This window comes from Synechocystis sp. PCC 6803 substr. PCC-P, assembly GCF_000284455.1.
In the GTDB taxonomy this organism is placed as follows: Bacteria; Cyanobacteriota; Cyanobacteriia; order Cyanobacteriales; family Microcystaceae; genus Synechocystis.
Genome location: NC_017039.1, coordinates 1,860,401 through 1,887,330, shown reverse-complemented (window position 1 = coordinate 1,887,330; position 26,930 = coordinate 1,860,401). Strand labels below are relative to the sequence as shown.

Annotated in this window: 23 protein-coding genes, 1 other RNA gene and 1 pseudogene; 7 read left to right on the top strand and 18 right to left on the bottom strand. The window is 47.4% G+C overall.

Annotated features, from left to right (window positions below; all coding sequences use genetic code 11):
* Nucleotides 1-40: 40 nt before the first annotated feature.
* A complete protein-coding gene (locus SYNPCCP_RS08960) occupies nt 41-1,144 on the top strand; it encodes an AI-2E family transporter (protein WP_010872917.1) in 1,104 nt (367 codons plus the stop codon).
* A 93-nt stretch (nt 1,145-1,237) separates the two neighbouring features.
* Here SYNPCCP_RS08960 and ssrS read toward each other — a convergent pair.
* The 4 genes from ssrS to SYNPCCP_RS08945 form a co-directional block, all read right to left on the bottom strand.
* Nucleotides 1,238-1,423, bottom strand: a non-coding RNA gene (gene ssrS / locus SYNPCCP_RS16590) — 6S RNA.
* Between the two features lie 142 nt (nt 1,424-1,565).
* Nucleotides 1,566-2,150, bottom strand: a complete 585-nt coding sequence (locus SYNPCCP_RS08955) for a CPBP family intramembrane glutamic endopeptidase (RefSeq protein WP_010872916.1) — start codon at nt 2,148-2,150, stop codon at nt 1,566-1,568.
* Nucleotides 2,151-2,156: 6 nt separating this feature from the next.
* The gene (locus SYNPCCP_RS08950; protein ID WP_020862336.1) at nt 2,157-3,203 is read right to left on the bottom strand and encodes a DUF3326 domain-containing protein; all 1,047 of its coding nucleotides are present in this window, start codon (nt 3,201-3,203) and stop codon (nt 2,157-2,159) included.
* A 172-nt stretch (nt 3,204-3,375) separates the two neighbouring features.
* The gene (locus tag SYNPCCP_RS08945; protein WP_010872914.1) at nt 3,376-3,564 is read right to left on the bottom strand and encodes a hypothetical protein; all 189 of its coding nucleotides are present in this window, start codon (nt 3,562-3,564) and stop codon (nt 3,376-3,378) included.
* A gap of 114 nt (nt 3,565-3,678) precedes the next feature.
* Between SYNPCCP_RS08945 and SYNPCCP_RS08940 the strand changes: the two genes are divergently transcribed.
* Nucleotides 3,679-4,974, top strand: coding sequence for a serine hydrolase (locus tag SYNPCCP_RS08940; protein WP_223211266.1), 1,296 nt, complete (start codon nt 3,679-3,681; stop codon nt 4,972-4,974).
* A gap of 17 nt (nt 4,975-4,991) precedes the next feature.
* On the opposite strand, the gene hik34 is transcribed toward SYNPCCP_RS08940, so the two are convergent.
* On the bottom strand, nt 4,992-6,386 hold the full coding sequence (hik34, locus tag SYNPCCP_RS08935; protein ID WP_010872912.1) for a two-component system sensor histidine kinase Hik34: 1,395 nt from the start codon (nt 6,384-6,386) through the stop codon (nt 4,992-4,994).
* 1,217 nt (nt 6,387-7,603) lie between these two features.
* On the opposite strand from hik34, the gene SYNPCCP_RS08930 reads away from it, so the two are divergent.
* On the top strand, nt 7,604-8,320 hold the full coding sequence (locus SYNPCCP_RS08930) for a Crp/Fnr family transcriptional regulator (RefSeq protein WP_010872911.1): 717 nt from the start codon (nt 7,604-7,606) through the stop codon (nt 8,318-8,320).
* Between the two features lie 300 nt (nt 8,321-8,620).
* Complete coding sequence (locus tag SYNPCCP_RS08925) at nt 8,621-10,204, top strand: diguanylate cyclase domain-containing protein (protein ID WP_010872910.1); 1,584 nt, start codon at nt 8,621-8,623, stop codon at nt 10,202-10,204.
* A gap of 43 nt (nt 10,205-10,247) precedes the next feature.
* Here SYNPCCP_RS08925 and SYNPCCP_RS16880 read toward each other — a convergent pair.
* From SYNPCCP_RS16880 to ndhC, 4 genes and pseudogenes are all read right to left on the bottom strand, one after another.
* A pseudogene (locus SYNPCCP_RS16880) lies at nt 10,248-11,095 on the bottom strand (IS630 family transposase).
* 366 nt (nt 11,096-11,461) lie between these two features.
* The gene (locus SYNPCCP_RS08910; protein WP_010872907.1) at nt 11,462-12,001 is read right to left on the bottom strand and encodes an NAD(P)H-quinone oxidoreductase subunit J; all 540 of its coding nucleotides are present in this window, start codon (nt 11,999-12,001) and stop codon (nt 11,462-11,464) included.
* On the bottom strand, nt 11,994-12,740 hold the full coding sequence (gene ndhK / locus SYNPCCP_RS08905; protein WP_010872906.1) for a photosynthetic/respiratory NAD(P)H-quinone oxidoreductase subunit K: 747 nt from the start codon (nt 12,738-12,740) through the stop codon (nt 11,994-11,996). Before ndhK ends, SYNPCCP_RS08910 begins: the two co-directional genes overlap by 8 nt.
* Before the next feature lie 71 nt (nt 12,741-12,811).
* Nucleotides 12,812-13,174: a photosynthetic/respiratory NAD(P)H-quinone oxidoreductase subunit C gene (gene ndhC, locus SYNPCCP_RS08900; RefSeq protein WP_010872905.1), complete on the bottom strand. Its 363-nt coding sequence runs from the start codon at nt 13,172-13,174 to the stop codon at nt 12,812-12,814.
* A gap of 282 nt (nt 13,175-13,456) precedes the next feature.
* On the opposite strand from ndhC, the gene thrC reads away from it, so the two are divergent.
* Nucleotides 13,457-14,605 (top strand): threonine synthase, encoded by a 1,149-nt coding sequence (gene thrC / locus SYNPCCP_RS08895; protein ID WP_010872904.1) that lies wholly within the window; start codon nt 13,457-13,459, stop codon nt 14,603-14,605.
* Nucleotides 14,606-14,654: 49 nt separating this feature from the next.
* Here thrC and tilS read toward each other — a convergent pair whose 3' ends face one another.
* Entirely contained in the window at nt 14,655-15,647 is a 993-nt protein-coding gene (tilS, locus tag SYNPCCP_RS08890) for a tRNA lysidine(34) synthetase TilS (protein WP_010872903.1), read from the bottom strand.
* Nucleotides 15,648-15,713: 66 nt separating this feature from the next.
* On the opposite strand from tilS, the gene SYNPCCP_RS08885 reads away from it, so the two are divergent.
* Nucleotides 15,714-16,448: an FkbM family methyltransferase gene (locus tag SYNPCCP_RS08885; protein ID WP_010872902.1), complete on the top strand. Its 735-nt coding sequence runs from the start codon at nt 15,714-15,716 to the stop codon at nt 16,446-16,448.
* 19 nt (nt 16,449-16,467) lie between these two features.
* Entirely contained in the window at nt 16,468-17,292 is an 825-nt protein-coding gene (locus SYNPCCP_RS08880; RefSeq protein WP_010872901.1) for an FkbM family methyltransferase, read from the top strand.
* Nucleotides 17,293-17,300: 8 nt separating this feature from the next.
* Here the strand turns inward: SYNPCCP_RS08880 and SYNPCCP_RS08875 are convergent, their stop codons facing one another.
* The 8 genes from SYNPCCP_RS08875 to SYNPCCP_RS08840 form a co-directional block, all read right to left on the bottom strand.
* Nucleotides 17,301-19,643: a type IV pilus secretin PilQ gene (locus SYNPCCP_RS08875; RefSeq protein ID WP_020862340.1), complete on the bottom strand. Its 2,343-nt coding sequence runs from the start codon at nt 19,641-19,643 to the stop codon at nt 17,301-17,303.
* 95 nt (nt 19,644-19,738) lie between these two features.
* On the bottom strand, nt 19,739-20,566 hold the full coding sequence (locus SYNPCCP_RS08870; protein WP_010872899.1) for a pilus assembly protein: 828 nt from the start codon (nt 20,564-20,566) through the stop codon (nt 19,739-19,741).
* A 39-nt stretch (nt 20,567-20,605) separates the two neighbouring features.
* On the bottom strand, nt 20,606-21,460 hold the full coding sequence (locus SYNPCCP_RS08865) for a PilN domain-containing protein (protein ID WP_010872898.1): 855 nt from the start codon (nt 21,458-21,460) through the stop codon (nt 20,606-20,608).
* An 81-nt stretch (nt 21,461-21,541) separates the two neighbouring features.
* Complete coding sequence (pilM, locus tag SYNPCCP_RS08860) at nt 21,542-22,645, bottom strand: type IV pilus biogenesis protein PilM (protein ID WP_010872897.1); 1,104 nt, start codon at nt 22,643-22,645, stop codon at nt 21,542-21,544.
* Nucleotides 22,646-22,829: 184 nt separating this feature from the next.
* Nucleotides 22,830-23,270 carry a hypothetical protein gene (locus tag SYNPCCP_RS08855; protein WP_010872896.1) on the bottom strand — a complete coding sequence of 147 codons (441 nt, stop codon included), beginning with the start codon at nt 23,268-23,270 and terminating at the stop codon, nt 22,830-22,832.
* A gap of 29 nt (nt 23,271-23,299) precedes the next feature.
* Nucleotides 23,300-24,064, bottom strand: a complete 765-nt coding sequence (locus tag SYNPCCP_RS08850; protein ID WP_010872895.1) for an iron uptake porin — start codon at nt 24,062-24,064, stop codon at nt 23,300-23,302.
* A gap of 251 nt (nt 24,065-24,315) precedes the next feature.
* Nucleotides 24,316-25,056 (bottom strand): WecB/TagA/CpsF family glycosyltransferase, encoded by a 741-nt coding sequence (locus tag SYNPCCP_RS08845; RefSeq protein WP_010872894.1) that lies wholly within the window; start codon nt 25,054-25,056, stop codon nt 24,316-24,318.
* A gap of 197 nt (nt 25,057-25,253) precedes the next feature.
* Nucleotides 25,254-26,834: a TolC family protein gene (locus SYNPCCP_RS08840; protein ID WP_010872893.1), complete on the bottom strand. Its 1,581-nt coding sequence runs from the start codon at nt 26,832-26,834 to the stop codon at nt 25,254-25,256.
* Nucleotides 26,835-26,930: the final 96 nt, after the last annotated feature.

Sequence of the window (26,930 nt, the reverse complement as noted above, 5' to 3'; positions counted from 1 at the left end):
ATAAACTTAATCATTTATTCTACTTTTGTGGCTATTAATAATGACTCAGTTAATTAAATCTTTACCGGGTTGGCTGAAGCTAATGTTGATTTTTCCCATCTTTTTTCTGAATGGGGTTTTGCTGAGTTTGATTATTAATCGCTTTCGGGAACTCTTTGACTACATCATCATTGCCACCCTAGTGACTTTCCTGCTCAAATTAACCATCAATTTTTTGGTCAGTAAAGGGATTGGTAAAAGGCTGGCAATTTTTGCTGTCATCACCATCAGCTTTGCCCTCATCGCCTTGGGAGGCATCACCCTTATTCCCTTAATGGGTAATCAATTGGGCAATCTTTCCCAAGATATTCCCCGTTGGCTCAGCGGCAGTCAAGAGCATTTAGCCAACCTGAAAAACTCTACTTTGTTTTTAACTTTGGATAATGCGGGGGTCAATGTCGATGATTTATTTCAGAAAGCTTACCTAACTTTAAGCAAGGAATTAGACCGCATCGGACAAATCAGTTTAAAAGTATTAACGGAAACCATCGGTGGGGTGGTAGATACCCTGGTCATTCTGGTTTTGACTATTTTCTTGCTGGTGGGAGGAGATACTTTTTGGCAGGGAATTCTAAGTTGGTTACCCTCACCCTGGGAGAAAAAAATCCCCCAATATGCCGGTGAAATTTTTCGAGATTATTTCATTAGCCGTTTAATTCTTGCCGCTGGTTCCAGTATGGCTAGGTTAGTGGTTTTTATGGCCTTGGGCATTCCCTACAGCATTCTTTTTGCCTTCAGTTTGGGGTTAGCTAGTTTAATTCCTTTTGCTGGAGCTGTAGTTACCCTGATTGGAACCTTAGTTTTGTTATTAAAAGGCTGGGTTGTAGCGGTGAAATTTTTTGTCAGCGCCATTGTCATTGACCAAATTACCGACAACGGTGTTGCGCCTAAATTAATGGGGGACAAAATTGGTTTAAATCCGGTCTGGATTTTAATTTCAATTTTTATTGGGGCGGAAATAGCTGGCTTACTGGGCGTGTTGCTAGCCGTACCGATCGCCAGTGTGATCAAGAAAGTGATTGATGATATGCGGGCTGGAAAAACTGAGAACGAAGAAATCGATACCGAGGAACAGGTAGAAGTACTGCCGGAATCCCTGGCTTAGGGCGTTGGGGTAACTATGTAGAATGACGGAAAAAATCGGGAGCAATCAGCTCAAACCCGTTCTGGGGGGAGGGATAAACCTGAGAAGCAGAGGAGAAGCACCACCACGCCGTTTTACCTCAGTTTATGACCTGGTGTAACCAGGGGGGAGTCATCAATTCTCGTTTTCGTTTCCGGGTACGAGCCCGGTCTACTACCACGCAGAATGCACAGAGACACCCTTATTTTTCAAGCATAGATCAAAAAACGTTGTTGGCAGTCACCAACGCGGTAGTTACTTCCCTGCCATTATAACCCCATCCTTCGGCGATCGGGCAATGGGGCTAGCCTCCGAACAGAGACGTTAATCGAGTTGAAATTCTTCCAGATAACGCACTAAGGGGAATCAAACTCAACCTAATTTAGTTTCACTAATTACCCTTTTACCCTTGACGGTGGTTGAATTTCCATAGGGCACTGGAAACCCAGTTGGTGAGAATGTGGGCCACAATAGGCACCATTAAATTGCCGCTGGCGATCGCCCCATAGCCCAACACTAACCCCACCACCGTTGCCCACACCACGTAGGGCCATTGCTCCGTACTACTGAGGTGCAAAACGCCAAATACTAGGCTGGAAACCACCACCGCCAAAACACCTCCCCCCAAGGCGGAAAGCATCACTCCCCGAAACAGTAATTCTTCACTTAAACCGGGCAATAGTCCTAACCAGAGCAAATCTGCCCATACCAGGGGTTTAATCACAAAGGCAAGGTAGGCATCGGCACTGACCCGATAGGCAGGCCAAATCCGATAAATTAACCCACTGGTCAGAATGATTGCAGTTGCTAAACCCAATCCCAATAAAGCGTCTGGAACATTAAAACTGATTTTTAACAGGGTGACATCCCCCCACCATTGCCAAAGCTTAGCAATGATCAGCAGTAGCACCGCTGTGAATCCCATCACCCCCAAAATTTGGGTACGGCTTAGGGGCTCCATTTCGGAAGGACTATTGGATGAAGACACAGATATTCAGGGTAGGCGGTGAAGAAGGGGAAAATCCGGTTGGAAACAATCAAGGTTAATGCCTGCACGGTCTGCACAGAGCACTCCGATCGCCTCTAAATAAGAGTTTACCCTAACCACAGAAATGCCTAGGTCTTCGCCATAGACTTCTAGCTGGGTAGAGTTATTTTCCACTGCAATGATGCGGGCAGAAGATTGGCTAAAACTCATCAAAGCGGAACCACCGCAGGCGCTGGCGGGCACAACCACAGCATTCACATCCCGACTCCAGAGGGTTTGGCCCTGGGCATTGGGAAATCTTTGGTAATGGGGAGCCCGACTCAGTCCCATCAATACACAGGGTAAAAAAGTGTAGCCCAATTCCTCCGCCGCTGACCGGGGGGAAATGTCTGGGTCTAAAGGCAAAGGACTCAACGCTGGGGCATGGGCACAGGGCACTTGAAATTGCCGCACAATTAAATGGGAAATGACCGCTTCCGCTCCGGCCAAGGGATCCACCCCATGGCCATGGCGATAATCAGCCAGCACTTGAGTGCCCACATCATCGGGAAAGCGAGCAATGACGGCGATCGCCTGGGCTTGGGTCTGGGTCAATAACTTATCCGCCGCCCGCAATAAACTTTCTGGGTTAGCAATGGTGCCCCAACTAGTGCCAGAGTCCGACAGGCGCAATTCCACCCCCAAGGGTTCATCAGTAACAACGTAATCCGTCAGGGTTAAACCCAGGGTAGCCCGAGCCCCGTCCGCCACCTGTAAATGTCGCCAGCGCAAATCCTCTTCAATGCCTTGATCCAAAATTAGGCCAATGGCGTTGTTACCCACAGGAGTTAAACCCCAATCTCCCTGGGCAAAGCGATCCAGGGCGTAACCTTCCACATAAAGGGCGTTGGGTATGGGGTAATAAAGCTGGGCCCCGTTTAACACATTGGGATGGGTAATGAGGCGATCACACACCTGGGAAATGGCCCTGGCGATCGGTAGAGCATCCCCAGCGTAACCACCAAGGGCCGCCCCCACCCCAGTGGGAATAATTAAAGTGACGTTATAACTCAAAGTGACCGTAAAAGACTGGAACTAGTAAAACTTAGAACGTGTTTGGAAAGTTTTATCCCGCCCCCTAACTCGACCCACTAAAACTCCGGCAATACTGGGGAACTTTCACTCAATTTCTTCCCAAATTTGGGGGGCCAGGGGGGCTTTTAAAACAGGCTCTTAACCTTTTTTTCTAGACTTCCTGCACCGCCGTCACCGTCACCACCGCTTCCACCTGGGCTTTTTGTTGCTCTTTATCCACCGCTGTCACCGCCCACCGCAGGGGATCGCCCCGTTTAGCCAATTCCTGTTCAATTTCCTGTTGCAGTTGCAGGGGATTTTCCTGGAGGTCAATTTCAGCAGTGATGAAATGGGTCGTCATAGGTTTTGGCAAATATGGGCGGGTAAGGCAACTCTGACTGATTCTAGCAAAACCCCAGAAATTTTCCGCTAAAATTTGAGACTATCAGCAAGTTTTACCTCGGCAAACAAGAGCTTGAAAAAGGTTTTAACCGGCACTACTGCCCTGCTCATTTGGAGTTTACTGGTGGGGGCAGTGTTATGGGGGGAAAGTATTTGGTTTTCCCATCCTCCCCTACGCCCTGGTGATCGAGCTTCCCTTAACCAATATTTAATCGATCGCCTTAACCAAGGGGAAGGCAAGGAGTTGGGCAGTGCGGCCCTAGCCCTAATCCACAATGGCAAAGTGGACACCATACATACGGTGGGAGTGGAGAATGTTGATTCCGGTTCCCCCGTTGACCCAGAAAATACCCTCTACCAAATGGCTTCTGTGAGTAAACTGGTTACGGCCTGGGGGGTAATGAAATTGGTGGAAATGGGACAGATTAATTTAGACGATCCAGTTTTATCCCATCTTCGCCGTTGGCAATTTCCTGCTGATAGTCCTTACCGAGGAGAGGTAACCATTGCCCAACTGTTGAGCCATACCGGGGGACAGAACGATCATTTAGGCTATGGAGGATTTTTGCCGGGGCAACCGTTGCAAACCCTGGAACAGTCTTTGACCCTAACAAAAGATGTGGCCTTTGGGGAACCAAGGGGGGTGGAGGCAGTTTATCCACCGGGAGAAGAGTTTAGCTACTCCGGGGGCGGTTATACCGTTTTGCAACTGTTAGTGGAGGAGGTGACGGGACAATCCTTTGCTGAATTTATGCAGGAGCAAATTCTGCACCCGTTGGGTATGACCGGGGCGAATTTTGATTGGCCAACCATTGTTGACCAGGGAAGAGCTAATAATTTGGCCACTAGTTTTACCGAAGATTTACAGCCCAGCCCTCCCCGCCATTTCACTGCCACCGGGGCCGCTTCCCTCTACGCCAGTTTGGCTGACATGGTTAAATTCGCCCAGGCCCATCTCCAACCCAACTCGGTTTTGAAAGCTGACACTTTGCAAAGGATGGCAACGGCCCAACCGGGCACCGATGGCACCTGGGGTTTAGGTATGATGCTGTACCAAACCACCACCAGTGGGGGAGCTGTGATCGGCCATGACGGGGGCAATATGCCCGCTCTGAACCACACTTTGCGAGTTAATCCAGAAACGGGCAATGGCATTGTGTTGCTGCTATCGGGGAATCGTAGTCTGGCTAGTCATCTAGGGGATGATTGGGTTTATTGGGAAACTGGCAAGCTAACGACGGCGGCCAGGGAACGATTTTGGCAATCCCGCCTTGTACCGGCATTGATAGTCATTGGAGCCGGGGCGATCGCCATTGGCCTTTTGACCTTTATTACCCCAGGCTTACTGCGGCAAATTTCAGGCCATTGAAACTCTCGGTTGAGCCCCTAGACCATGGTGAACTGCCTATCGTAGTTGGCCACAGGCACAGTCCTTTGTTCACATTTAAGGTAAATGGTTAGTATCTCCTCCGATGGCGATCGCCGTCTGACGATTAACTTACCTCCCAGGAGTTGGAAGAGATTTTTGGTCACATCCCAATTTAAACTCAGGCAACCGGTTTGGGGCTGGAACATCAACAATTCCCCCAGAGCCCTGACGGGATTGGCTTGGTGTACTGACTGGGTATGGAACTGCACTTTTAACTGGTCACCGGCAGTGGTGATCTGTAAATTGATCTCTCCGCCGCCGTTGAAATTCCGCACAAATTTTTCAATCATGCCCCCCAGCACCTGGTCTAACAAACTGGGGTTACTCCACACCTGGGGCAAAGAATGGGGAATCTGAGCTTGTAAATTGACGTTATAGCGCTGGGCCTGTTTTTGCCAGCGGGGAATGCCAGCTTGGAACACCGCTTCTAAGGATGTCACCGTCAGGGGCACCACCAATTCCGGCAGGGGGGTTGATTCCAATTCCGTGGCTCGGAAAATCAGGTCCATGCGGCTGATTTGATCGCTACACTCCCGGTCAATGGATTCAATTCGTTTGAGCACTTCCGGGGAAAGGTCTTTGCGACGCAATAACAACTTGGTTAGGGTGCGAATGCTAGTCAGGGGAGTCCGCACCTCATGGGTTAAGGCTTGGAGCAGTTCCACATCCGGGGATGGTTCCGCCGATTCCTGTTCTTGGCATGGGGGAAGATTATAGGGATTGGGCTGGTAGTCCAACATCAATTGCCCAAAGTAAGTCACCAAACGGAAATCGGGCTGGGGAAAATTAAAAGCCGCTATGGTTTTTTGCAAGAGGGACAGATCAGGACTTAGGCCATATTTGAGGCGGGCCTGGAGGCTTAACCAAGCTTGCTGCAAAATTTCTGGGTCAAAAGTCCAGTAGAACTGGGCCAAACCCTGCTCATTTTTGCCCAACAGCAATAGCAGACCAAATTGGGGGGTCATCAGCCAGCAAAATTGCTCTTCCGCCAAGGGGTCCTGGGGAAACAGGGGAATTTCCCGCATGGGGGGGACAGCACTCCATTCGGATTCCTCGCCAGCTAAACAGGGCCAGGGGGAAAACTCTTCCCAGGGGGTGGCAATGCCTTGGTAAAAATTTCGCACCAGCACCGCATCTTTCAGCACTGGGGCAGGGCCCGTCAAACAAATTCCCGGTAATTCTCCCCCAACATTGGGCAAAGTTTGTCTTAAAAATGGTTCCAAAGCGGCGATCGCCCCAAACCATTGTTGCTGTGCTCTGGGATGGGCCCACTGGGGAGCCCGCCCTCGGTCATATCCTCCCCAACCGGAAGACACAAACAAATCACTCAACTTTAGGCAAACTTCATTCACGGGAACCAGATTTTTAGGATGGGAAAGTTAACAGCGGTAACAACGGGGGACGATGTTCTGAAAGGGAATAGGAAATAGCAAACTTTTTGCCACTGCAATTTAACAGACTCAGCAGTCTTGTGTGGCCTCTCTCCCTGATGGTAAGCCCATTTTCCTTTCCCCCTTAGGCGTAAAACCGAACAAAATCCGACGGATGGACGCAAAGGCGCGAAGAAAGGATGACAAACCTATACCGCTCTCCGTCTTGACCAGGGCAAAACTACGTTAATTCCTCAATCATTTTTGTGATGCATTAACACTATGATCATTGGCGCAGGTACGATCCAATAGAAATTATGAGTTTATGCGGTTTTAAAATCTAATTACCTAATTAAGGTTTTGCACTGGTGGTGTCAACTACTCCGAGCAATTGTCCTCCTACGGTGAACATATCCAGCGGAAGAACTCCGTCACCCTGTTATTTTTAAGCAACCGATCGCCGGTCTAAACCCGTACTAAAAATGCCACCCCCACGCCATCAATGCTAGAACTGGTCATGACTTCACTCCTTTTGAAGAAGAGATCACCGAGAGTCAATTAAGATATCTTAATGTCAATATTTTTTCACTAAATATTTATTTTATCTATTGTTGGAAGGTTGCTGATTACTCCACCCTTGGCGATCGCCCCCACAGTGAAATCGGACCCAACACAGACAGAAAAAAACGCTAATAAATTTAGTATTTCTCACTGTAGAATCCTGTTTTGTATCAAGTCTAATAGAGATACTTAGTTACCGAAAAAAATAAAATCGGCACCAGCTATCAAGTTTTGGCGATCGCCATCATCGAGGCCATAGAGAATTGATTATTTTCACTAAATCGGATTAAAAGATTTATGAATTACAGAGTAAAAAGGTTGAAGTCGAGACTAAATCGCCTTGATATTGACTATGGCCGGAAAATTTTCTATTAATAAATTCTCCTAAAGTCCTGTTTCGTACAGATAAGAATGTAGTTCCGAAGATAAACTCTTGGTTTGGGCCTGACCGGCGTCCCGTTTGCGCACAATCCTTACTCTATACAGAGATCAGCTTATCGTGCAGAGTAAATTTTTCCAAGCTTTGGGAGACAAGGAGTCATAAACATTTTAATTCAAATGAATCTAAGTGGCGTTAGCATACAACCCTTATGATTGTTAGTGAATTGAGATGCCATTTTTAATTAATTGCATTGCCAATGACCAATAATCCTCCCATAAAATTAAATCAGTTATTAGGACTCCTCCCCGTCGAAGCTTATAAACGTTTAGCGCCCCATCTCAAAAAAGTTGTCTACAAGACCGGCACAGTACTATACGAGCCCAATGAGGTGATGGAATTTGCCTATTTTCCCAATACAGCTATGATTTCCGTTGTCTCAATTATGGAAGATGGCTCCACCACAGAAATTGGTTTAATTGGCAATGAAGGAATGGTGGGATTGCCCATTATTCTGGGGGGAAAACAAACCACAAGCCAGGTCATCGTCCAGGTGCAAGGGGAAGCTTGGAAACTAAGTGCCCATATACTTTTACGAGAGTTTGAGCAGTCTCCCCAACTGCAGAGAATTTTGTTGCTCTATACCCAAGCCAGACTCACCCAGGTTTCCCAGAGTGCCGCCTGTAATCGCCAACATAAAATTGAAGAACGTCTAGCCCGTTGGTTAATGTCTGTCCATGACTGTCTTCAAGTGGACGAGATACCCCTTACCCAAGAATTTGTCGCTAATATGCTCGGAGTCCGGCGATCGGGGGTAACCATTGCAGCGAACTCTCTCCAACAATCCGGCATGATCACCTATCGTCGGGGAAAAATAACTTTGTTGGACTACGATGCCCTTAAAAAAACTAGCTGTGAATGCTATCAATTAGTACAAGATGAATATATTCGTTTACTTGGTTTCCGTCAGGGTTAAGCTAAATAAGCTAAAGATAAGAGCATGATCGTACAGACAAAAAGCAATATTTTTTCTAAATTGGATGTGGGGAATAATAAATAAAAAGCAGAGGTTTCTAGCCCATAGGCACACTATTACCGGGTGAAGAATTCTGGATTAATTCTGGATTCAATATTTTCAACAACTGCCTAGAAGCCTTGCGCCGACGCCAAATCTTCAAGCATCTCGGAGAAGTAGATCTGACTATAATTGTCGATTTTCCCAGAACTTCCCGTCATTCGACTATACAACTATTGCCAGTTCAACAGGTGCAATGCAATGTCCTCCTATCTTGTCAACGAAACTCTAGCGGTAGTGGAAGAGGAGATTGATCGATTTCTGACGGACTTTCCCCCTGACCATCCCTATGTCATGGCCCTGTCGTTGTCCTGCTTCCGCCAACAACTCAAGGCGAAGATTTTAAGCACAATTCCTAACCGTCATAAAGTTAGGACAGACGAAGATTTAGAATTTACTTCTGTCCATGGCTACACCGGCCTAATTGAAGAAAAATTAGTTATTGAAGAAAGAATTCTTCGGGCAATGCCAGACATGATTGATAGCTTAATGAGTCGTGTGCATCAAGAAGATTCAGGGGAAATTATTGACCAGGATACCCAGGCAAGTTCCCTCTACCAGGATAGGGATTGGTGGGTGAGGGTGCACACTATTATTCCCTGTGTAACCTATTACTTTGGCCCTTTTACCGATGAAAAAGAAGCTAACAAAGCTTATCCTGGTTATCTCGAAGATTTGAGGGCAGAAAAGGCCATCGGTATTTTCGCTGATATTAAACAGGACTGCCCCCGAAACTTAACCGTGGTTGACTCACCAGCGGATCTGAAACAGGATCAGCGAAGATTATGGAAAATTTATAAAAAAATTTATCGACAAAAGTCAGTTCTCGAAAATTCGTACCACAATTTATTAGAATTGTTACCTGGAAATTACTTAATTATTGATTGCCATGGAAAAATTCAAGATGCGAACCAAAATGCCTGTCGTTTGCTTAAAACCGATAGAGAATCCCTAATGGGGAAACCTTTTATTTACTATGCACCGCAACAACAAATTTCGTTACTCGAAAACCATCTGGAAAATATAGTTAAAGATCAAAGTGAATGGCAGGTGCCCTATTGTTGGTCAATGCAACTCCAATCCTTGAGCAGTATTTCCATCAGTGTGGATATTCAAGCCACCCAAAAAAGAAATGACAATGGTGAAATCAATGGTTTTTATTGGCTATTAAATGACATAACGTCCCTCGCAACCATTAACGACCAACTTTATTATGATTCTCACCATGACAGCCTGACTTGTTTACCTAACCGTCGTTCCCTGGCTCTTTTTTTAGAAAACCTACACCAGAATGTCCATGGCAGAAATAATTCTGACGACCAGGCATTTGCTCTGCTGATGCTGGACTTGAATAAATTTAAGAGCATTAACGATCGATTCGGACATTTGTTTGGAGATAAAGTGCTACAACGGGTAGCAGAAATCCTATTGGAGTGTGTGCGAGACGGTGACCAGGTTGCTCGACTGAGTGGAGATGAATTTATAATTGTTTTGAAATCAACCAAGTCAGGTGATGATGCGAAAAAATGTGCAGACCGCATTCACCGATTATTTTCCCGTCCGTTAACTATGGAGGGAATTCAACTGCTTATCAGTACCAGTATTGGTATTGTGATCAGCAACTACGAACAGTTTGACTATGATCGTTTAATCGATTATGCCGACACGGCCATGTATGAAGCCAAGCGCAACGGGGAGCTATTTGTGGTTTTTGATGAGACTCAGCCTTCAGCCAATGGCAAATCCCACCTGTTACCAATAAAAAATTTATCTTTGGAAAAATAACAAGGGTAGGAGATGTATAGCTGATCAAGATAATTATGAGACATTAAGATATGCAGTAATCTTGAATAACTTTATCTATGCTAGTACCGGAAGGTGCGTACATTCTCGCTCTCTTTAATGCACTAAAGTCATGCTCTATATCATTCAAATCTGGGGAATAAGTTGGCAAAAATAACACCGTGTGTCCTGCGGATTTCACTATTTCCCTAATCTTATTTTTTCGATGAATGGGGGCGTTATCCATAATCAAGATTGATGTAGCTGTTAATGCTGGTATTAAAAAGAATTCCAGCCATCCTTCAAAACCCGTTGCATTTAAGCTTCCTGTGAATAACATCGGCACTATTAAGTCTTTTTTCGTTTTTCTTCTTCCTGCTGCAAGATTTTCTTTTTTCCCTCTTTTTCCCTGATTTTCTCCATATACTCTTTCTCCCTTTTTAGACCATCCATAAAGTGAGGATACAAATTCCTCAAAACCAGCTTCGTCTATAAATACTGGACTTTTAGTATCGTACATTAAAACTAATTGGCTCAAGATTTTCTGATATTCTGCTCGCTTTTGGGCATCTCTCTCTTGATAAAGTAACTGTTTTTCTTCTTAGTAACTTTCATTTTTTTGAATTGATAACAGAGTGAAGCAGGAGTTACACCAAATTTTTTAGCTCTTTCTTTTAAAAGCATATCAGGATTATTTTTCACATCCTCTTCCAATTCTTTTCTGTTTATCTTACGCTGGCGGGTCTCAACTTTCGTTGCCCCAAGCTCTTCTCTGCCCAACCAGCGATAAATTGTTGCTCTGCCCACCTTAAATATTTTCGAAGCCTTTGTGATTCCACCACCACTCTCGATGAAATCTATTACCTTAATACGTAAATCAAGATCGTAAGCCATGACTGATTTAGTTGTTTATGGATTCTTGTGTTATTCTTCCAATATATTACCACAAAACCCAGGTAAGACGCCTCATAATTAATTAAATTAGCTATAAATTAGTAGCTAATTTCCACAAGTCGCTCTGAAGTATTGGCCTCCATTGCCAATAATCCCAAGACAAGCTCCTGAAAAGCAACTACGACATAAGGCTTACCTCCCTTAGCGTTCTTGCCACCATCAAAGCCTTTTTTTCTGTTGTTTTAACCGATTGAAAATCAGTCAACACAAAAATATTCCCCCAAAGTTTTCAGTCCATTGGCAACAGTGGGGGAAGGGGGAGCTAAAACTAATTTTGATGTTTAATTTTGCCGTGGGCGACCGGGACTAATAGGCATCCTGGAGTTCGTAAAAATCGGGGGAAATATAATCCTTACGCAGGGGCCAGCCTACCCAATCCTCCGGCATCAAAATCCGTTTCAAATTGGGGTGACCTTCATAGACAATGCCGAACATGTCGTAGCATTCCCGCTCTTGCCAGTCTGCCGCTTTCCAAATCCAGTACACAGAGGGCACCACCGGATTTTCCCTGGGCAAAAATACTTTTAGTCTGACCTCTTCCGGGTTACGGGTATCCTCGGTCAACTTCACCAGATGGTAAAAACTCACTAAGGATTTACCAGGCCCTTCATCGTAGGCTCCCTGGCATTGTAAATAGTTGAACCCATAGGCATATAAAGCCGTACAGAGGGGCAGAAGCAAATCCGCTTCCACTTGCACCATTTCCACCCCCAGGTGATCCGCCGTTAAGCTCTGGTGCTCAAAGCCATTGGTGGTCAGCCAGGTGGATACAGGGCCCACAGGGGCGATCGCCGTCTCCTCTTGGAGATTAACAGCTTCATTGGGGGAGTTCACTTCCTCAGCCACGGTTTAATTGCTCCTTTTGTTGAGAGGTGGTCAAAGCGGGAGGTACAGGCATTCCCATGGCCTCCTGCAACTCCCGGGGGGGAGCGGAACGGGTACCCTGTTGTAAATACTTGCCGTCCAAAATCGGCGCCACCACTTTCATTTGGTGGGAAGTGCTGTAGTAGCGATGGGTTTGCTGAGTAATGGCCCGTTCTTGGATAGATTCATTGGCCACCTTTTTGCGCAGTTTAATAATGGCATCAAAAATGGCTTCGGGGCGGGGAGGGCAACCGGGAATATACACATCCACCGGAATCAATTTATCTACCCCCCTTACCGCTGTGGTGGAATCACTGCTAAACATACCACCGGTGATGGTGCAGGCTCCCATGGCAATGACATACTTTGGCTCCGGCATTTCTTCGTAGAGGCGCACCAAGGCCGGGGCCATTTTCATGGTGATGGTTCCGGCGGTGATAATCAAATCCGCTTGCCGGGGGCTAGAGCGGGGCACCAAACCAAATCGGTCAAAATCGAAGCGCGAACCGATCAGGGCGGCAAATTCGATGAAGCAACAAGCAGTGCCATACAACAACGGCCAGAGACTAGAAAGTTTGGCCCAATTGTAGAGGTCATCCACCGTGGTTAAAATGACATTTTCCGAAAGGTCTTGGGTGACCTGGCTACGGCTGGCGGGGTTGAGAATTTTGGCTGTGGCGACCCGTTCCAGGTCAGTGGGGTTAGCAGGGTTGGGACTCATGGGAAATAGGAGAAGACAATAGGGGGGGCAGGCAAGGCAAGGACAATGGATTGGTGGCCATTACTAAACTTCTAGGACCACTCCAGAGCCCCTTTGCGCCAAGCGTAGACCAGGGCAACCACCAAAATGGCAATGAAGATCAATGCTTCTACAAAGGCTAACAGGCCCAATTGATTAAAGGCAACGGCCCAGGGATAAAGAAACACCGTCTCCACATCAAAGACCACAAACACCAGAGCAAACATGTAGTAGCGGATGTTGAACTGAATCCAAGCTCCGCCAATGGGCTCCATACCGGATTCATAGGTAGTTTGCCGTTCTGGGCCACCATCCCTAGGACGGAGGAGTTTGGATGCGGTCAGGGCCAACACTGGCACCAGGGAGCATATAAAGAGAAAGCCAAGAAAATATTCGTAACCGGTTAAAACAAACACAGGGCCAATGGTCTCCTCACGGCTAATGGTGGTCAGGGGGGGTCCAGCGGTGTTGCACCCCAAGGGATTACACCTGGGTCAAGCTTACCGGACTTGTGGGCGATCGCCTGGGGGCATTCTGCCAATTTTTCTGATTATAGGACTCCAACCAGGACAGACCAAGCCCTGAACTATATGTTTAACCTATGCTTATTAATCGTTTGGGCAATAATCCAATTCTGAAACGATTCACATTTCGGTGCCCGCTCTTTTGTAGAATGGAACCTCGGGCCATTGCCCCCCATGATTTCTTGTCATTCTTTCACCATGACCCCATCCGCCCCAAATTCGACAGTGTTGCCCAGTGCTACCCCCGTCTGTCCCCAGAGTTCGGCCTGTCGTTGGCGTGGATTGATTGAAACCTATCGGCCCTATTTACCGGTATCCGACCAGACTCCAGTGGTCACCCTTTTAGAAGGCAATACTCCCCTGATTCCCGCTCCGGCGATCGCCAAACGCATTGGCAAGGACGTAAGGGTTTTTGTTAAATATGACGGCCTAAACCCCACCGGTAGTTTCAAGGACCGGGGCATGACCATGGCCATTTCCAAAGCCAAGGAAGCAGGGGCCAAAGCGGTAATTTGTGCCAGCACAGGTAATACTTCAGCGGCGGCGGCGGCCTACGCTCGGCGGGCCGGTTTGCGGGCTTTTGTGATCATTCCCGATGGTTATGTCGCTTTGGGAAAATTAGGCCAAGCTTTAATTTACGGTGCGGAAGTGATTGCCATTGATGGTAACTTTGACGATGCGTTGACCACCGTGCGGCAGTTATCGGAACATTACCCCGTAACCTTGGTAAATTCCGTTAATCCCTACCGTTTGGAAGGACAAAAGACCGCCGCGTTTGAAATTGTTGATGTCCTCGGCCAGGCCCCCGATTGGCTCTGTATCCCCGTGGGCAATGCGGGCAATATCACCGCCTACTGGATGGGTTTTTGTCAGTATAAAGAATTGGGCAAAGGCGATCGCCTACCGAGGATGATGGGTTTCCAAGCCGCTGGTTCCGCTCCTTTTATCCAAGGGCAACCCATTAGCCATCCCGAAACCCTAGCCACTGCTATTCGTATTGGCAATCCTGCCAACTGGGATAAGGCCTGGGCCGCTTCTAGGGAAAGTAATGGGGAATTTCACCCCGTCACCGATGCCGAAATTTTGGAAGCCTATCGTATCCTAGCTGCCGAAGAAGGGGTTTTTTGTGAGCCCGCCAGTGCCGCTTCCGTAGCTGGTTTATTGAAGCAAAAAGATCAAGTTCCCGCTGGAGCCACCGTGGTTTGTGTGCTGACCGGCAACGGCTTGAAAGATCCAGATTGTGCTGTGCAAAATAGTGGCAATCAAGTGAAAGCGGGTTTAAAACCAGATTTGGAAATTGTTGCTAAAGCGATGGGTTTTTAGCCTAAATTTCAGCCAATTTATCCATAGTTTAGCTGGGGAGAAATGATTACTATTTACCCTGGTAAATGTATCGCAAAAAGTCCCCTTCCACCCTAACTATTCCTTGACCTGGTAGGGAAGAAGTTTGGGAGCGGTTGGGGGCATTAATCAACCCTACTATCTGTTCAATTTCCTCAAAATTGGGAGATTGGCTTTGACAGGATTGTAGAAATTGGCGAATGATACGCCGTTGTAAGGCCAGGGGTTTTTGACTGAGTAAACGACAGTTTAAACTTTTTTGATCCGTTTGGCTTAGGGTTTGATAAATTTCTCCACTAACTTGCTCTAAATAAGCCACTTCTGCTGTTAACAATTCCACCGTTTGAGCTAAACTTTTTTCCACCTGGGGATTGAAATGTTTCTTTAAGTAGGGAATCAATTCTCCTCGAATGCGGTTGCGGCGATAGGTCAACTTTTCGTTGAGCACGTCTTCCCACACAGACAATTGTTGTTGCTGGCAAAAATCTCCAGTTTCTTGACGACTAATTTCCAAGAGGGGACGGATTAGCCTAATCGGGCTTTTGTCTGAGCCGGACTCTTCCAAATTCCTCACCCAATTCATCGCTTGTAAGCCGTCACTGCCACTGCCCCGCACGAGGTTAAACAATAAAGTTTCTGCCCGGTCGCTCTGGGTATGGCCAGTCATAACCACCGGAAAATTTTCTGCTTTGGCGATCGCCGTGAGGGCGTGGTAACGCCAATGGCGGGCGGCGGCTTCCGTTTGGGGTAAATCTTGGGCATCCCGTTGGAAATAGGGTAGTTTATAACCTTGGGCTAGGCCTTGTACGTGGTCGGCAATGCCTGCATCGGTGGGCCAACGGTGGTCACAGTGGGCTACGGCCAAATGCCACTGCCATTGTTTGGTTAAATCATTAAGTAGATGCAGTAAACAGAGGGAGTCTTGTCCCCCGGATACCGCCACTAAAATTCGAGTTCCTTGCAACTCGGGGAAGCGCCGTTGCAAATTTTGATGGAGCTTACTGTGCAGTAATGTCCAAGCCATTTATATTATTTTTGTCCACTAAATTTTCAATTTTTCCCACGGGAAACATCAAGATTTAATAATCCCATGGCCCAGGCTCTGTTGAATAACGCTTTTATCCGCCGTTGCAGTGACAATTTTTTTAACTTTGTTGGCAACTTGCTCACCCCTAGTTGGGATGGCAGACTTCTGGGAATTAGGCAATTAAATATTCAAACCATTATTGATATTGGCGCTAATAAGGGACAATTTGCCAAAAAAATGCGCCGCTATTTTCCCCAAGCTCAAATTTTTGCCTTTGAACCCTTGCCCCTACCCTATCAACAACTCCAACAATGGGGCGATCGCCAACAAAACCGTGTTCGTACTTTTAACTTGGCCCTTGGCGATCGGGTGGATGAGTTGGAAATTAATAGCCATGTGCTTTTTACCGCTTCTTCATCCCTCTTACCAACGACGAAACTTTGCGAAAGCTTATATCCCATGGTGCGGGAACAGGAAAAAATTATCGTTCACCAGTCAACCCTTGACCGGGAAATGGAACAATTTGTAGGAAAGCTACTGCCGGAATTACTGGTAAAAATCGACGTACAGGGTTACGAAGACCGGGTGATTCGAGGCGGAGAAAAAATACTAAGGCAAGCTAAGGCCTGTATTTTGGAAATTTCCTTAGATGGACTGTATAAGGGGCAATGCCAATTCCGGGATATTTTTCCCCTATTGGACAATCTCGGACTGCGCTATGCTGGCAATCTGGATCAAGTGGTCGCCGCCGATGGCCATGTGCGCTATCTCAATGCTCTCTTCTTGCGTCCCGATTAACAATTTTTGAAACCTTTCTATGCGCGTTGAACCCTGTTGCCAAGCTCTCCTAGCCCAGCTTTTACCGGAAGTTGATCCCCAGCGGCAGGGAGTTTGCATTGATGTGGGGGTGGGCACCTTTGCTTTTTATTGCCAAATTTTTGCTGAGTTGAATTTCACCAGTCTGGCGATCGAGCCGTTACCAGTGAAGGCTTTAAAAAAATTAGCAGAAAGACCTAATTTGACTTTGCTTCCTGTGTGTTTATCGGATCAGAACGGAGAACAAACCCTATATATAGGCAAATTTGCTGGCATTTTCAATAGTAATTTCAGTTCCCTTTCTCCCCAATGGTTTGGAGCTTCTAGTCAAGCTAAAAAAGTAAAAACTCTAACTCTCCAAAGTTTAATTGACCAAGAAAAAATTGACAAAATCACCTGTCTAAAACTAGATATTGAAGGTTGGGAATGGGCTGTAATTAAACAGCTAGAAAATATAGAATCCTATTTACTGCCTGCGGTAGTGATGTTTGAATATGGCGGCGGCGTCAACCGAGGTCAAAACCAAAAGGGTTGGGCCCCAGAATTCTTTGAAAATACATTAAACATTCTTAAATCATTAAAAACTCTTGGCTACGGCTCCGGAATTTTATTGGATTTTGCTCCAGATTGCCAAGAAATAACCTTTGATTTAAGCCAATTGCAAACATCTGAGTTGGATAAACTTTTCCCCCCTCAAAGCGTTTACGGCAACATTATCTTGTTTAGAAATTATCAACCAAAAGCAAACCAGCTATCCCAGATTTGTGAACCCTATTATCGAGTTAACATTCTGGAACGGCTGGTCAACACTTTAGTCTCCCGCTAGGAATTTAACTATGGCTGAGCCTGAACGGGAAATCCTTTCTGCCGCAGGAATTCCGCCGTAGCCGCGTCAGGATTGTAACGGAAGCCAAACTGCGCCTCTGTACTATCATGAATGATCTTGGGGGTCATGAGAATAATAACTTCCGAACGGTCTGTTGTGTCTGTGGACTGCCTAAACAATGCTCCAATCACCGGTAAATCCCCTAGAATTGGAACTTTACTTGTGGTAGAACGTTGAAGTTCCGAAATAATGCCAGATAGAATGAATGTCTGATCATCCCTCAGCCGAACTACACCGGAAGTAAGTTCCCTTTTGTTTATCAGTGTTATTTCGTTGATGGCGCCAGCACCACTATCAAATACTTGTGTTCCAGCAGGAGATGCAACGATTGGATTAACGCGCAAAGTAATAAAGCCATTGTCATCAATTCGATCAACTATGACATTTAGTGTTAATCCAACATCTTCCAGAACCGGCGTAATAGTTCTAACTGCTGTATCTCCCTGGGTATCAACTTGCGTATCAACGCTGGCAATAACAGATTCTGTTAACTTAACTTGAGCAGCCTCGCCTTCTTGAACAATCAAAGTTGGATCGGTGAGAATTTTCGCATTCCCACTACGTATTTGAGCGTCAATTTGTGCCTGAAACTTTTTAGGATATTGATAAAAAGATGGCAAACCAAACTCAGGTTGGGTGATTGTTAACAGACCTTGTTCATCTACCTCCACAATTGGAAATTCAGTAACTCCATTAAACAATGGATTGTTGGAAACGGCTCCAGAACCTGATGTGAAGAAATTTATGGGGATGGTCCCTGGGCCAAGAGGCACTTCAATGTTAGTTATTCTATTAAGATCAAAGAAAATCTCTCCGTCTTGAAAAGGATTAACAATGGCAGGTGGATTAGTGATTCGCCCCAGGTTATTGTTGATATCAATTTCCTGAACTGGAGCCGTGTCACCAAAGCGCATGACCGCAGAACCACTGTCTTGGACAAAGAAACTATCTCCTATGCCAAAGGAAAAACTGCTGTCATAATCTTGAATATTATTAAGATTGATGTCAATAATTTTGACGTTTACTGCCACTTGGCGGCGGCGAGCATCCATTTGAGTAATCATGGAACTAGCCAATTCCACATTACGGGGTTCACCCACCAGGGTTACAGTGTTTAAACGGGGATCAGTGCTAACCACTAGCCCTTCCAGAATTAAAACTGAAGAATCGTTGGCTGGTTTTTGAACAGTTAAGGGAACTAGAGTAGGAGGCTGCTTAATTACCCTTGGCGGCGCATTTTCTGCCAACTGAACATCTTCCTGACCTTCAAATAGGATGTTAACTTCCGCACCCTGAGAAGCCAAAGTACTGGCCACAGACTCAGCACTAGCCTGGTTCAACCGGATAGTGCGGGTAATAATATTTCGAGCCGAAGGCAAAAGATTAGCCCCAGCGAAAATTGTGTTACCCCGACGACTAGCTTTTAGCCCTGAGGCCATCAGAACGTAGTTAAAAACGTCCTGAACACTTTCATTTTGAATGTCCAGAGTAATGGTTGACTGAGCTTGGGGAGGAGCAACCTGACCACCGGGAGGTGTACCTGGGGTAGGAGTGCCTTCATTGTTTTGGTTATCGGTAAAAATTAGATTCATGCCAGCATAACGGGTTAGCACAGCCAAAACTTCCCTTGCTGGGGCCTCCCGTAGTACCAAGCTTGGTACGTTAACCTGACCCCTTTGGCCAAGATCAATCATGTCGAAGGAAGCATTGATGTTGGAAATGGCCAAATCCCCCACTGGTGGCGGCACAGCCCGGGAACGTACCGGAGCCACAGGTACCGCAGGAGATAAAATGCTAGGATTTCCCACCTGAGGGCTGGCACCACGTTGGGGCACACCACCCTGCTGTTGGATGATTATTTCGGGATTGGGAAACATGACCTGCCCACTGCCCGCTGGAGGGGGAGGCATAGGGCGGCTGGGGGGAGCCATTTGAGCAACACTGGTCTGGTTCGGTTCTGGAAAATTTAATGCCAGTGGGTCGGATAAGGCTTCCAACTCCTGCACCAGCAACTCAATATTCGTCAACTTTTGCCCTGGTTTGACAAGGGATTTAGCCTGCATCAACTCCAATGATGGTTTCCAAGAATCAATTTCTTCTTTTTGCTTGAGAGACTGCTCCAAACTCTTTTCAAACTGTAGCCAATCTCGACTTGAGTCACCGGCGATCGCCGTCCGCAAATCTCCATCCAAAGTATTTGACTGGGAAACCGTTTCTGCCTGGGCAGGCGCTAGGGCCAACAAGCAACAGGTCGCTATTTCCGTTGTTAACCAAAACCGAAAATTTTTCACAGAATTGCTCCTCACACACCAATTAAAATCAATTATTGAATAATTATTCAAAAATCGTAAGACCGTTAGCGATAATCTACCAGCAAAATTACCCTTTAGGGGGCCGGGGCCGCTTGTCCTTCCGCTGGAGGTTGTCCCTCAGCCGGTGGTTGACCCTCCTGTCCAGGCGGCGGCGGGGGAGGAGTCAGGGCGGCAATCTCCTCAGGGGTTAATGGCATAAACACCTCCAACGTTAAATCCGTAGTTAGGATATCTGGCGCATCAGTTTGCACTTGTACAGTGTCACCATCCCTAACCACATTGACTGGAAATTCTGGATTAACCAAGCTAGTCCGCAAATTTTTCATCAAAATTAACGGTTGCAGCCGTTCAATATCCCGAATTAATGCCAGGGTTTCACTAAAACCGCCCGTCATGGAAATGGTATAAGTTTGTCGTTTAAGCTGATTTTTTGCGTTTGCCCCCAGACTATCATCGGAGATTACCACCGGATCTCCCTGGGGCAAAAAGCTGACTAACTTCACGTTTCTATTTACGAATAGAGTATTGAAGTTATAGAGGATTGTGTTCAAGTCCTCGCTATTGGCGTAGAGTTCCAACACTGTCGCTTTACGCTGTTGAGCTTCCTGTAACTGCACCTCCGCATTGGCTAGCCGACGCATCAACACTTCCGGGGACTGCTGATCCACTTGAGCTTGTTTAGCTTCTTCGTCCTGTCTTAGTTGTTGATATTCTCCCAAAGCTGGCATGACAAAATTGAGCAGAACATAACCCATGGCCAGCAAGCCAAGAATACCTAAACTAATGCCACTTACCTGGGGGGTGAAGGTTATCCCAAATGCAGTTGGATAATTTCCTCCCGCATCAAATTCCTCATCAATAATTGTTGTCGTTGATGAATACTCTTCGCTGTAGCTGGTCATGGCACTCCTCTAAAAACAAAGTTCGGTGGCTAGGGATCATCAATTATTAGCTGGTGGGGTTTCTGCTCCAGGAGCTCCCTCCGCCGGTGGCTCCAAAATAGGCGCAACCTCCGGTATTCCCGCAGGTCGATCCAAGACGCCCTTCAGTTCCAGAAACTTGAAACGAGCCACTAAACCGGCTGCCCCATTGGCGATCAATGCCGTTATCAATTCCTTATCGGGGGTATTGGTAATTTCCGTTTGGATGGTATAACTCACTCCCGCTGGAATGACAACACCAGAAGCAGCTTGATCTGCACTTGGCTCCTCTGTGCCCCCGGTTTCTGCCGTTGCCCCTTCCCCCGTAATAGGTAGGGCTGCCGCGTTGGCTGTCATCAGCTTAGTTTTATTAGCCTGCAAAAACTTCGAGCTTTGCAAAGTCAGCAGAAAATCATTGAGGGAGCCATAGTTGCCAGCAAAACCGGAAAGAGTGATTACATTTCCTTCCTGCTGGATACTTTGGAGTTGCACTTCCTGGGGCAACTGATTAGTTATCTCCTGAAACAGGGCTGACCAAGGTTTAATTTGATTAAAAACGCCAATTAGCCCATCTGCTTCTTGGTGAGCCGCCGCCGTTTTTGCCTCAACTTCCTGGATTTTTTGCTGTTCCCCCTGTAGCTGGGATAACTCCGTTTCCAATTGTTGGATATTGGTTTGAGCAACACCCTTTTGCCAATTGATTAGCAGTACTCCCAACCCCGCCAAAGCAGGCAAAAGTACCATCACCCCCGCCCCAATATAAAGCGGCATTTGCTTCTGTAGATCGTCCCCCGTTAGGGTGATAGTGGTAGTTTGGGTCGACCGAACAACGTCAGAGTTACGATCCTTGAGAAAATTTACATCTAGGCTATACATGGGATGGTTTCAGTGGAGTATGGCATCGGACAAGGAGAGGAGTGAAGCAATAGGTGTGGGCAAGGTGAACAAACCAAGCCGCTAGGCTTCCCGGATACCTAAACCCAAAACCGTGGCCAAACTGGGTCGCTCTATGTCAGAAAAATTCTGATCCGTGTCGATCGCCAGAGCTTCAAAGGGATCAATTTTGACGGTGGGAATACTCAAACGTTGGGTGAAATACTCATCCAACTGAATCAGGCCACCACCAGGGCCGGCCAAGAGTAACTGCACTAGTTCCAATTCCTCACTCTGGTTGAGGTAGAAGTTAATGGACCGTCGCAACTCGTCGGTTAGTTCCCCCATCACACGCATCAGAGCATTCATCCCAGGATTAACCGCTGTGCCTTGGGTGCTCATGGTGTCAAACTGGGTGACGGGAATGGTCATGCCCTGCAAAATTTCTGGATTGCGGGAAGGGGGCAAATTCATTGCCCGGGAAAGGGCATTTTGCATTTGGTAAGTACCAATGGGCACTGTGCGGGAAAACTGGGGTACTCCATCGACAATGATGGCAATTTCCGTGCTATCGAACTCAATATCAACCAGCACCGCCGCTTCCCGGGAACCAAACTGCCGCAACTGTTCCCGAATGGTTCTAATCAACGCAAAACTATTAATTTCTAGCACGTCCACCTGGAGCCCTGCCTGTTGAAAAGTGTCCAGATAGGAATCGGTTACCTCCCGCCGGGTAGCCACTAACAACACTTGCACTTTCTCAATGCCATCCTCATCTTCAAACAAGCCCAGCTTTTGGTAATCCAAATCCACTTCTTCCCTGGGATAGGGTAGATACAGGGCAGCTTCGTGATTTAGCACCATGTCGCGCAACTCATTTTCGTCCAACTCCGCCGGCACCGGCAGCATACGGATGATCGCTTCCCGCATGGGTACCGCTGTTGCCACCTGCTTGGTGTTAATGCCATTCTCGCTCAGCAGTTCCTGAATAATTTCCGCTAGGGCCGGAGAATCAACGATCTTTCCTTCCTCGAAAATTCCCTCCGGAATGGATGCGTGTCCAAATTTCCTTAGTTTATAACTCTGACCCTGGGAAGTAAGTTGGGCGACGTTAACCCTTTCTGGGGTAATTTCTAGCCCTACCCCGGAGGATTTACGGCCAAATAAGCTGGTAAAACGGCTAAACATGGGGGTTGCGGTAATCGCTGGCGATAATAAGACAAAATTATTAAGGAGTAAGGATGGGAGGGAGAGAATATCTATCAGTCAATGGTAGGGTTCTGGCGCACACTGTCAACAATAAGCAACAAAGTGTTAACTAAGCTTCAACTGAAACCTTACTGTAATCCAGTCGGAGGGCAATCAACAAAGCTTACAGTGCCTGGCCACGGATTTTAGCGGAAAAACCCGAGGCTTTAAACTGCTCCAACTGCAAAGGTAGAGGTTGCTGGGCGGGTACACTGATGCGCACCTCAAAATCGCTTTTTCCAGGAGGAATTTCGGCAATGTTACCCAAGCGAGTCCGGTTTTGCATGGCTGGTTCGTGGTTAGCATCGTAAATGCGTCCAAAAACATCGGCATCATACACTGTTTTCCCCGTCCGATTGTTGGCAATGCCGGTTACCAAAAAACAGTTAGCCGGGCTGCTCGAACCACTGCCCACATTGCCTTCCGCTAAGTCTGCTGGACAGGGTTTATAGTCAATTTCTGTCAGGGGCACCTCCGTTAGAGCCCAGGCGGGCATGGCGATCGCCAGGGACAGACAGGTTACCGCCAGAAAAAGAAGGAAAGACCGCAGAGCAGTTAAAAACATAGATTCAAAGGGAAACGAGCGTTAGGGCCTTAAAAACCTGGGGCAGTGGGGGGCAGAGTGGGATTGCCAAAACGGGTGTAACGAGACCAATCTTCCAACAGGGATTGGTTGAAAGGATCAGGTAAATCCCTGGTATGGATGACGGTCCCCCTGGTTTGTTGCTCCAAAGCATCTTGGTAAACGGCTTCCACCACAGCGGCATCTTCGGCAATCATGTTGTCAAAGTAGGAACCGGGCCAACTACGCCAACCAAAAATTTTGTTAGCTTGGCCAGAAATACTGGTGAGGTCGTAAAAACGCCCCGTGGCATTGTAGGAAGCTCGGGTGAAAACATTCTCCAGAGTATCTCCAGCGGCGACGGAAGTTTCTTTCTCTTCCATAAACTGCCCCAATTGTTGCCGAGAGGCTAACATCCTGGCCTCCAACTGGGTGAGGCAGGCACTCAAACCTGCGGCAAATTCGTTCCGGGTTAAAGCCCGATCGCCCCGGAAAGTGCGGTCAGGATAACCGACAATGCAGCCGTAGTTATCCACTAAATTTCGTAATGCTTCGTAGGCCCAGTTGTTGGGGGAAACATCCCGGAACTGGTTAATGCTGGTGACTTGCCCCAATAGCTCTGTATAGGCTTGGTAACTCCGGTCATAGTTAGCTTGGGCTGTTTCCTTATCTGGGGCCGGGGCAGGCATACCAGGGACAAGACTGACGGGGTCGGCGATCGCCGGAGGAGTCATCCCCCCTAGTAGCAATCCCCCCAGGGCCGCTAACAAACAAGATTTCATCGATCGGTTAATCATTACAGAACACTCCTCAACCAAAATGACCAACGGACTGGAAAATAAGCCGCAAAAGTTAATAAAATTTAATATGTCGTCAGCGTAACCGGAGGTGTGGGCGATCGCCTGCCAATCAACACCAATTTAGACGGCGATACCTAATAAATGTAACCCAATTTCCCCCAGCCGTAACCTTTATCCACAATTTCCCCCGATTATTAACCCCTGGAACATTTCCACTGCATAAAGGGCCAATTTTGTTTGAAGAATTATCAACGGCTCACCAGAGTACGGAAGAAAAATTTGGGCAGGGCCAACATCCGCCGCCAGCGCCAAGGTTCTTGGTATAGCCGATAAAACCACTCCAGGTTGTAGCGACAGAAAAATTCCGGTGCCCTCTGTTTCGTGCCGGACCACACGTCAAAACTGCCCCCCACCCCAATCCAAATGCCCTGGGGACAAAGATGACGATGGTCCCGAATCCAATACTCCTGCCGGGGAACTCCTAAACCGACCAAAATTAGACAGGGTCGTTCCCGGGCCAGAGTTTGTTGCCAAGCGTCCTGCTCCGATTCGGTTAAAAAACCATGGTTAGCCAAAATTTTTAATCCTGGATATTCCCGCTGCCAACGCTGGGCTGCTAGTTCAGTGATACCCGGTGCTCCTCCATAAAAGGCAATGGGCTGATTATCCTTACCTTCGCCAATGTGACGCACCATGGCCTCCGCTAGTTCAATGCCAGGGCAACGGCTTTGCTCGATGCCTTCCAATTTTAGATAAATGGTTACCCCTGCTCCATCGGGAATGACCAATTCTGCCCCTTGGATCACTTCTTGCACCGCTGGTTCCTTCTCGGCCAGCATCACCATTTCCGAGTTGAGGGTGACCACGTGGACTCCCTGACCCCTTTGCAGACAATTTTCTAGCCAATGACCATAGTTATCAGAAAGGTGCACCTTCACCCCAAAAACCGAGGCTGTTGGCAAGCTTGGCTCAGCAAAGTTGGTGACCATAGGGAAAATAAATTGAAGTGAAGAAGTGCCTTAATCATTTCCCTCCGCATTGTCCAGAGGGATGGGACTCAGTCTAGTATTCTCCCAGAATTGCCGGAGTTTAAGTGACAAGGATACGAGGGAAGAATCGCCAATTTCTCAAGGAAACTTTGATCAGCACCTTTAACCACCCATCATCCCATCGTCTCAGACAGCGTTTAAGGCTGAATATCAAACAAATGATTGTTGGGCAAATTACTGATGGAGCGTTGTAGTTGGTTCAATGATTGGTTATAGCCAATAATCGCCTGTAGGAACCTTCCCCGGGCGTTGGCTAAGTCCCGCTGGGCGTTAATAACGTCCGTTTGGGTGCCTACCCCAGCCTGGAACCGTAGTCGAGCTAAACGGAGGGCTTCTTCAAAACGAATGACGTTGGTGCGGGTACTGCCAATATTTTCCTTGTTGGAAATTAGGGTGTAGTAGGATTCCTCTACTTCCAAACGAATTTGGTTTCTTTGCTCAGAAAAAGCAGTTTTAGCAATGTCCATCTGGCGATCAGCCCGGCGAGCTTCGGCAAAGGCCCGGCCCCCGTCAAAAAAGTTCCACCGTACTCGAGCGGCAAAGGCATAACCATCCACTAACCCGGCACTGCTATCAAAATTATTTTGGTAGGTGTAATTGGCCAGAAAATCCACCCTGGGTTTAATGGCTGCCAGGGCAATGTAGCGGTCCTGTTCGCTCACTTCAATTTGCACCAATTGTTGCTCCAGTTCAGCCCGGTTTTTATAGGCTTGAACAATGCTTTCATCCAGGGGTAAGCTCCAATCCCCGGCTTCCACAATTTCATCGGCGGCGGTTAATTCCACCCGTTGCCCCACGCTCAACAATTGGGCCAGACGGCGGCGGGCATTGCGTTGATCGGCGATCGACCTGGTTAAAGCTTCGTTGGCGGTGGCCAAATCTCCTTCCGCCCGTAACACGTCAAAGCGGGTGCCCAACCCGGCCTGTTCTAACAAACGGGCATCCCGCAAACTCTGGGAAGCATCTTCCACGGAGGCTTGGGCGATCGCCACCTGGGCATCGGCCCCCTGGAGAGCATAGTAACGATCTGTGGCTTCAAAGCGGGTTTGTTCTGCCACCACTTCCACCTGGAGGCGACTGTTTTGCACCAACTGCTCGGCTTTGGCAATTTGGGCGCTCCTTTCCCCCCCGGCATAAATACTATAGGTCAGGTTGATGTTACCCACTGCATTGGTGCTAGTTTCCGAACGCAGTTCTGGGTTGACGGTAGTGGTTTGATTCTGGTTGGCAATGAGGGCATTGGTGGCTTCGGCCGCCGCACTACTATCCCGACTAAAGGTAAAATCCGTGTCCAGGCTAGGGAAAAGGGCCGCCCTTGCCGCCATTAAACCAGCTTCCTGTTGCTCTAGGGATAGCTTGGCCTGCTGGAGTTGTTCATTATTTCTCAGGGCCAGATCAATGGCTTCGTCCAAAGTAATAGCTTGCCGAACTGTGGTGTCCACCTCGTCGGGCTTGGTGGGAAACATGAGGGGGTTACCGGAGGGATTTAAGCGCTCGTTGGGCGCTGTGTCCGGTAATTGGGGAAGAGGAAACCCACTGTCATCAGCATTATTTCCTGTTTCTGCCGATGGTGCATTGTCCGGAGGAGAAACACTTTGGGCCACGGCGATCGCCCCCTGGCCGCCACTGAAGCCGGGCAAAAAGACACCGACGCTGGTGCTGAGTAGCAACAACAGAGTGGAAGAAGACCAAAATTTGAGCGGATGGATTGATTTCATTGGGAATGTGACCAGACAACTCAGCCGTAATCGCAAAAAGGGGAAACGCTGTTCGCTAAATAACTTACCGCATTGCCCTAAGAATTGTAACCAATG

Coding starts and splice junctions, on each gene's coding strand:
- SYNPCCP_RS08960 (WP_010872917.1), top strand. CDS start 41: ATGACTCAGTTAATTAAATCTTTACCGGGTTGGCTGAAGCTAATGTTG.
- SYNPCCP_RS08945 (WP_010872914.1), bottom strand. CDS start 3,564: ATGACGACCCATTTCATCACTGCTGAAATTGACCTCCAGGAAAATCCC.
- SYNPCCP_RS08930 (WP_010872911.1), top strand. CDS start 7,604: ATGACCAATAATCCTCCCATAAAATTAAATCAGTTATTAGGACTCCTC.
- SYNPCCP_RS08925 (WP_010872910.1), top strand. CDS start 8,621: ATGTCCTCCTATCTTGTCAACGAAACTCTAGCGGTAGTGGAAGAGGAG.
- ndhK (WP_010872906.1), bottom strand. CDS start 12,740: ATGAGTCCCAACCCTGCTAACCCCACTGACCTGGAACGGGTCGCCACA.
- thrC (WP_010872904.1), top strand. CDS start 13,457: ATGATTTCTTGTCATTCTTTCACCATGACCCCATCCGCCCCAAATTCG.
- tilS (WP_010872903.1), bottom strand. CDS start 15,647: ATGGCTTGGACATTACTGCACAGTAAGCTCCATCAAAATTTGCAACGG.
- SYNPCCP_RS08885 (WP_010872902.1), top strand. CDS start 15,714: ATGGCCCAGGCTCTGTTGAATAACGCTTTTATCCGCCGTTGCAGTGAC.
- SYNPCCP_RS08880 (WP_010872901.1), top strand. CDS start 16,468: ATGCGCGTTGAACCCTGTTGCCAAGCTCTCCTAGCCCAGCTTTTACCG.
- SYNPCCP_RS08870 (WP_010872899.1), bottom strand. CDS start 20,566: ATGACCAGCTACAGCGAAGAGTATTCATCAACGACAACAATTATTGAT.
- SYNPCCP_RS08865 (WP_010872898.1), bottom strand. CDS start 21,460: ATGTATAGCCTAGATGTAAATTTTCTCAAGGATCGTAACTCTGACGTT.
- pilM (WP_010872897.1), bottom strand. CDS start 22,645: ATGTTTAGCCGTTTTACCAGCTTATTTGGCCGTAAATCCTCCGGGGTA.
- SYNPCCP_RS08855 (WP_010872896.1), bottom strand. CDS start 23,270: ATGTTTTTAACTGCTCTGCGGTCTTTCCTTCTTTTTCTGGCGGTAACC.
- SYNPCCP_RS08850 (WP_010872895.1), bottom strand. CDS start 24,064: ATGATTAACCGATCGATGAAATCTTGTTTGTTAGCGGCCCTGGGGGGA.
- SYNPCCP_RS08845 (WP_010872894.1), bottom strand. CDS start 25,056: ATGGTCACCAACTTTGCTGAGCCAAGCTTGCCAACAGCCTCGGTTTTT.
- SYNPCCP_RS08840 (WP_010872893.1), bottom strand. CDS start 26,834: ATGAAATCAATCCATCCGCTCAAATTTTGGTCTTCTTCCACTCTGTTG.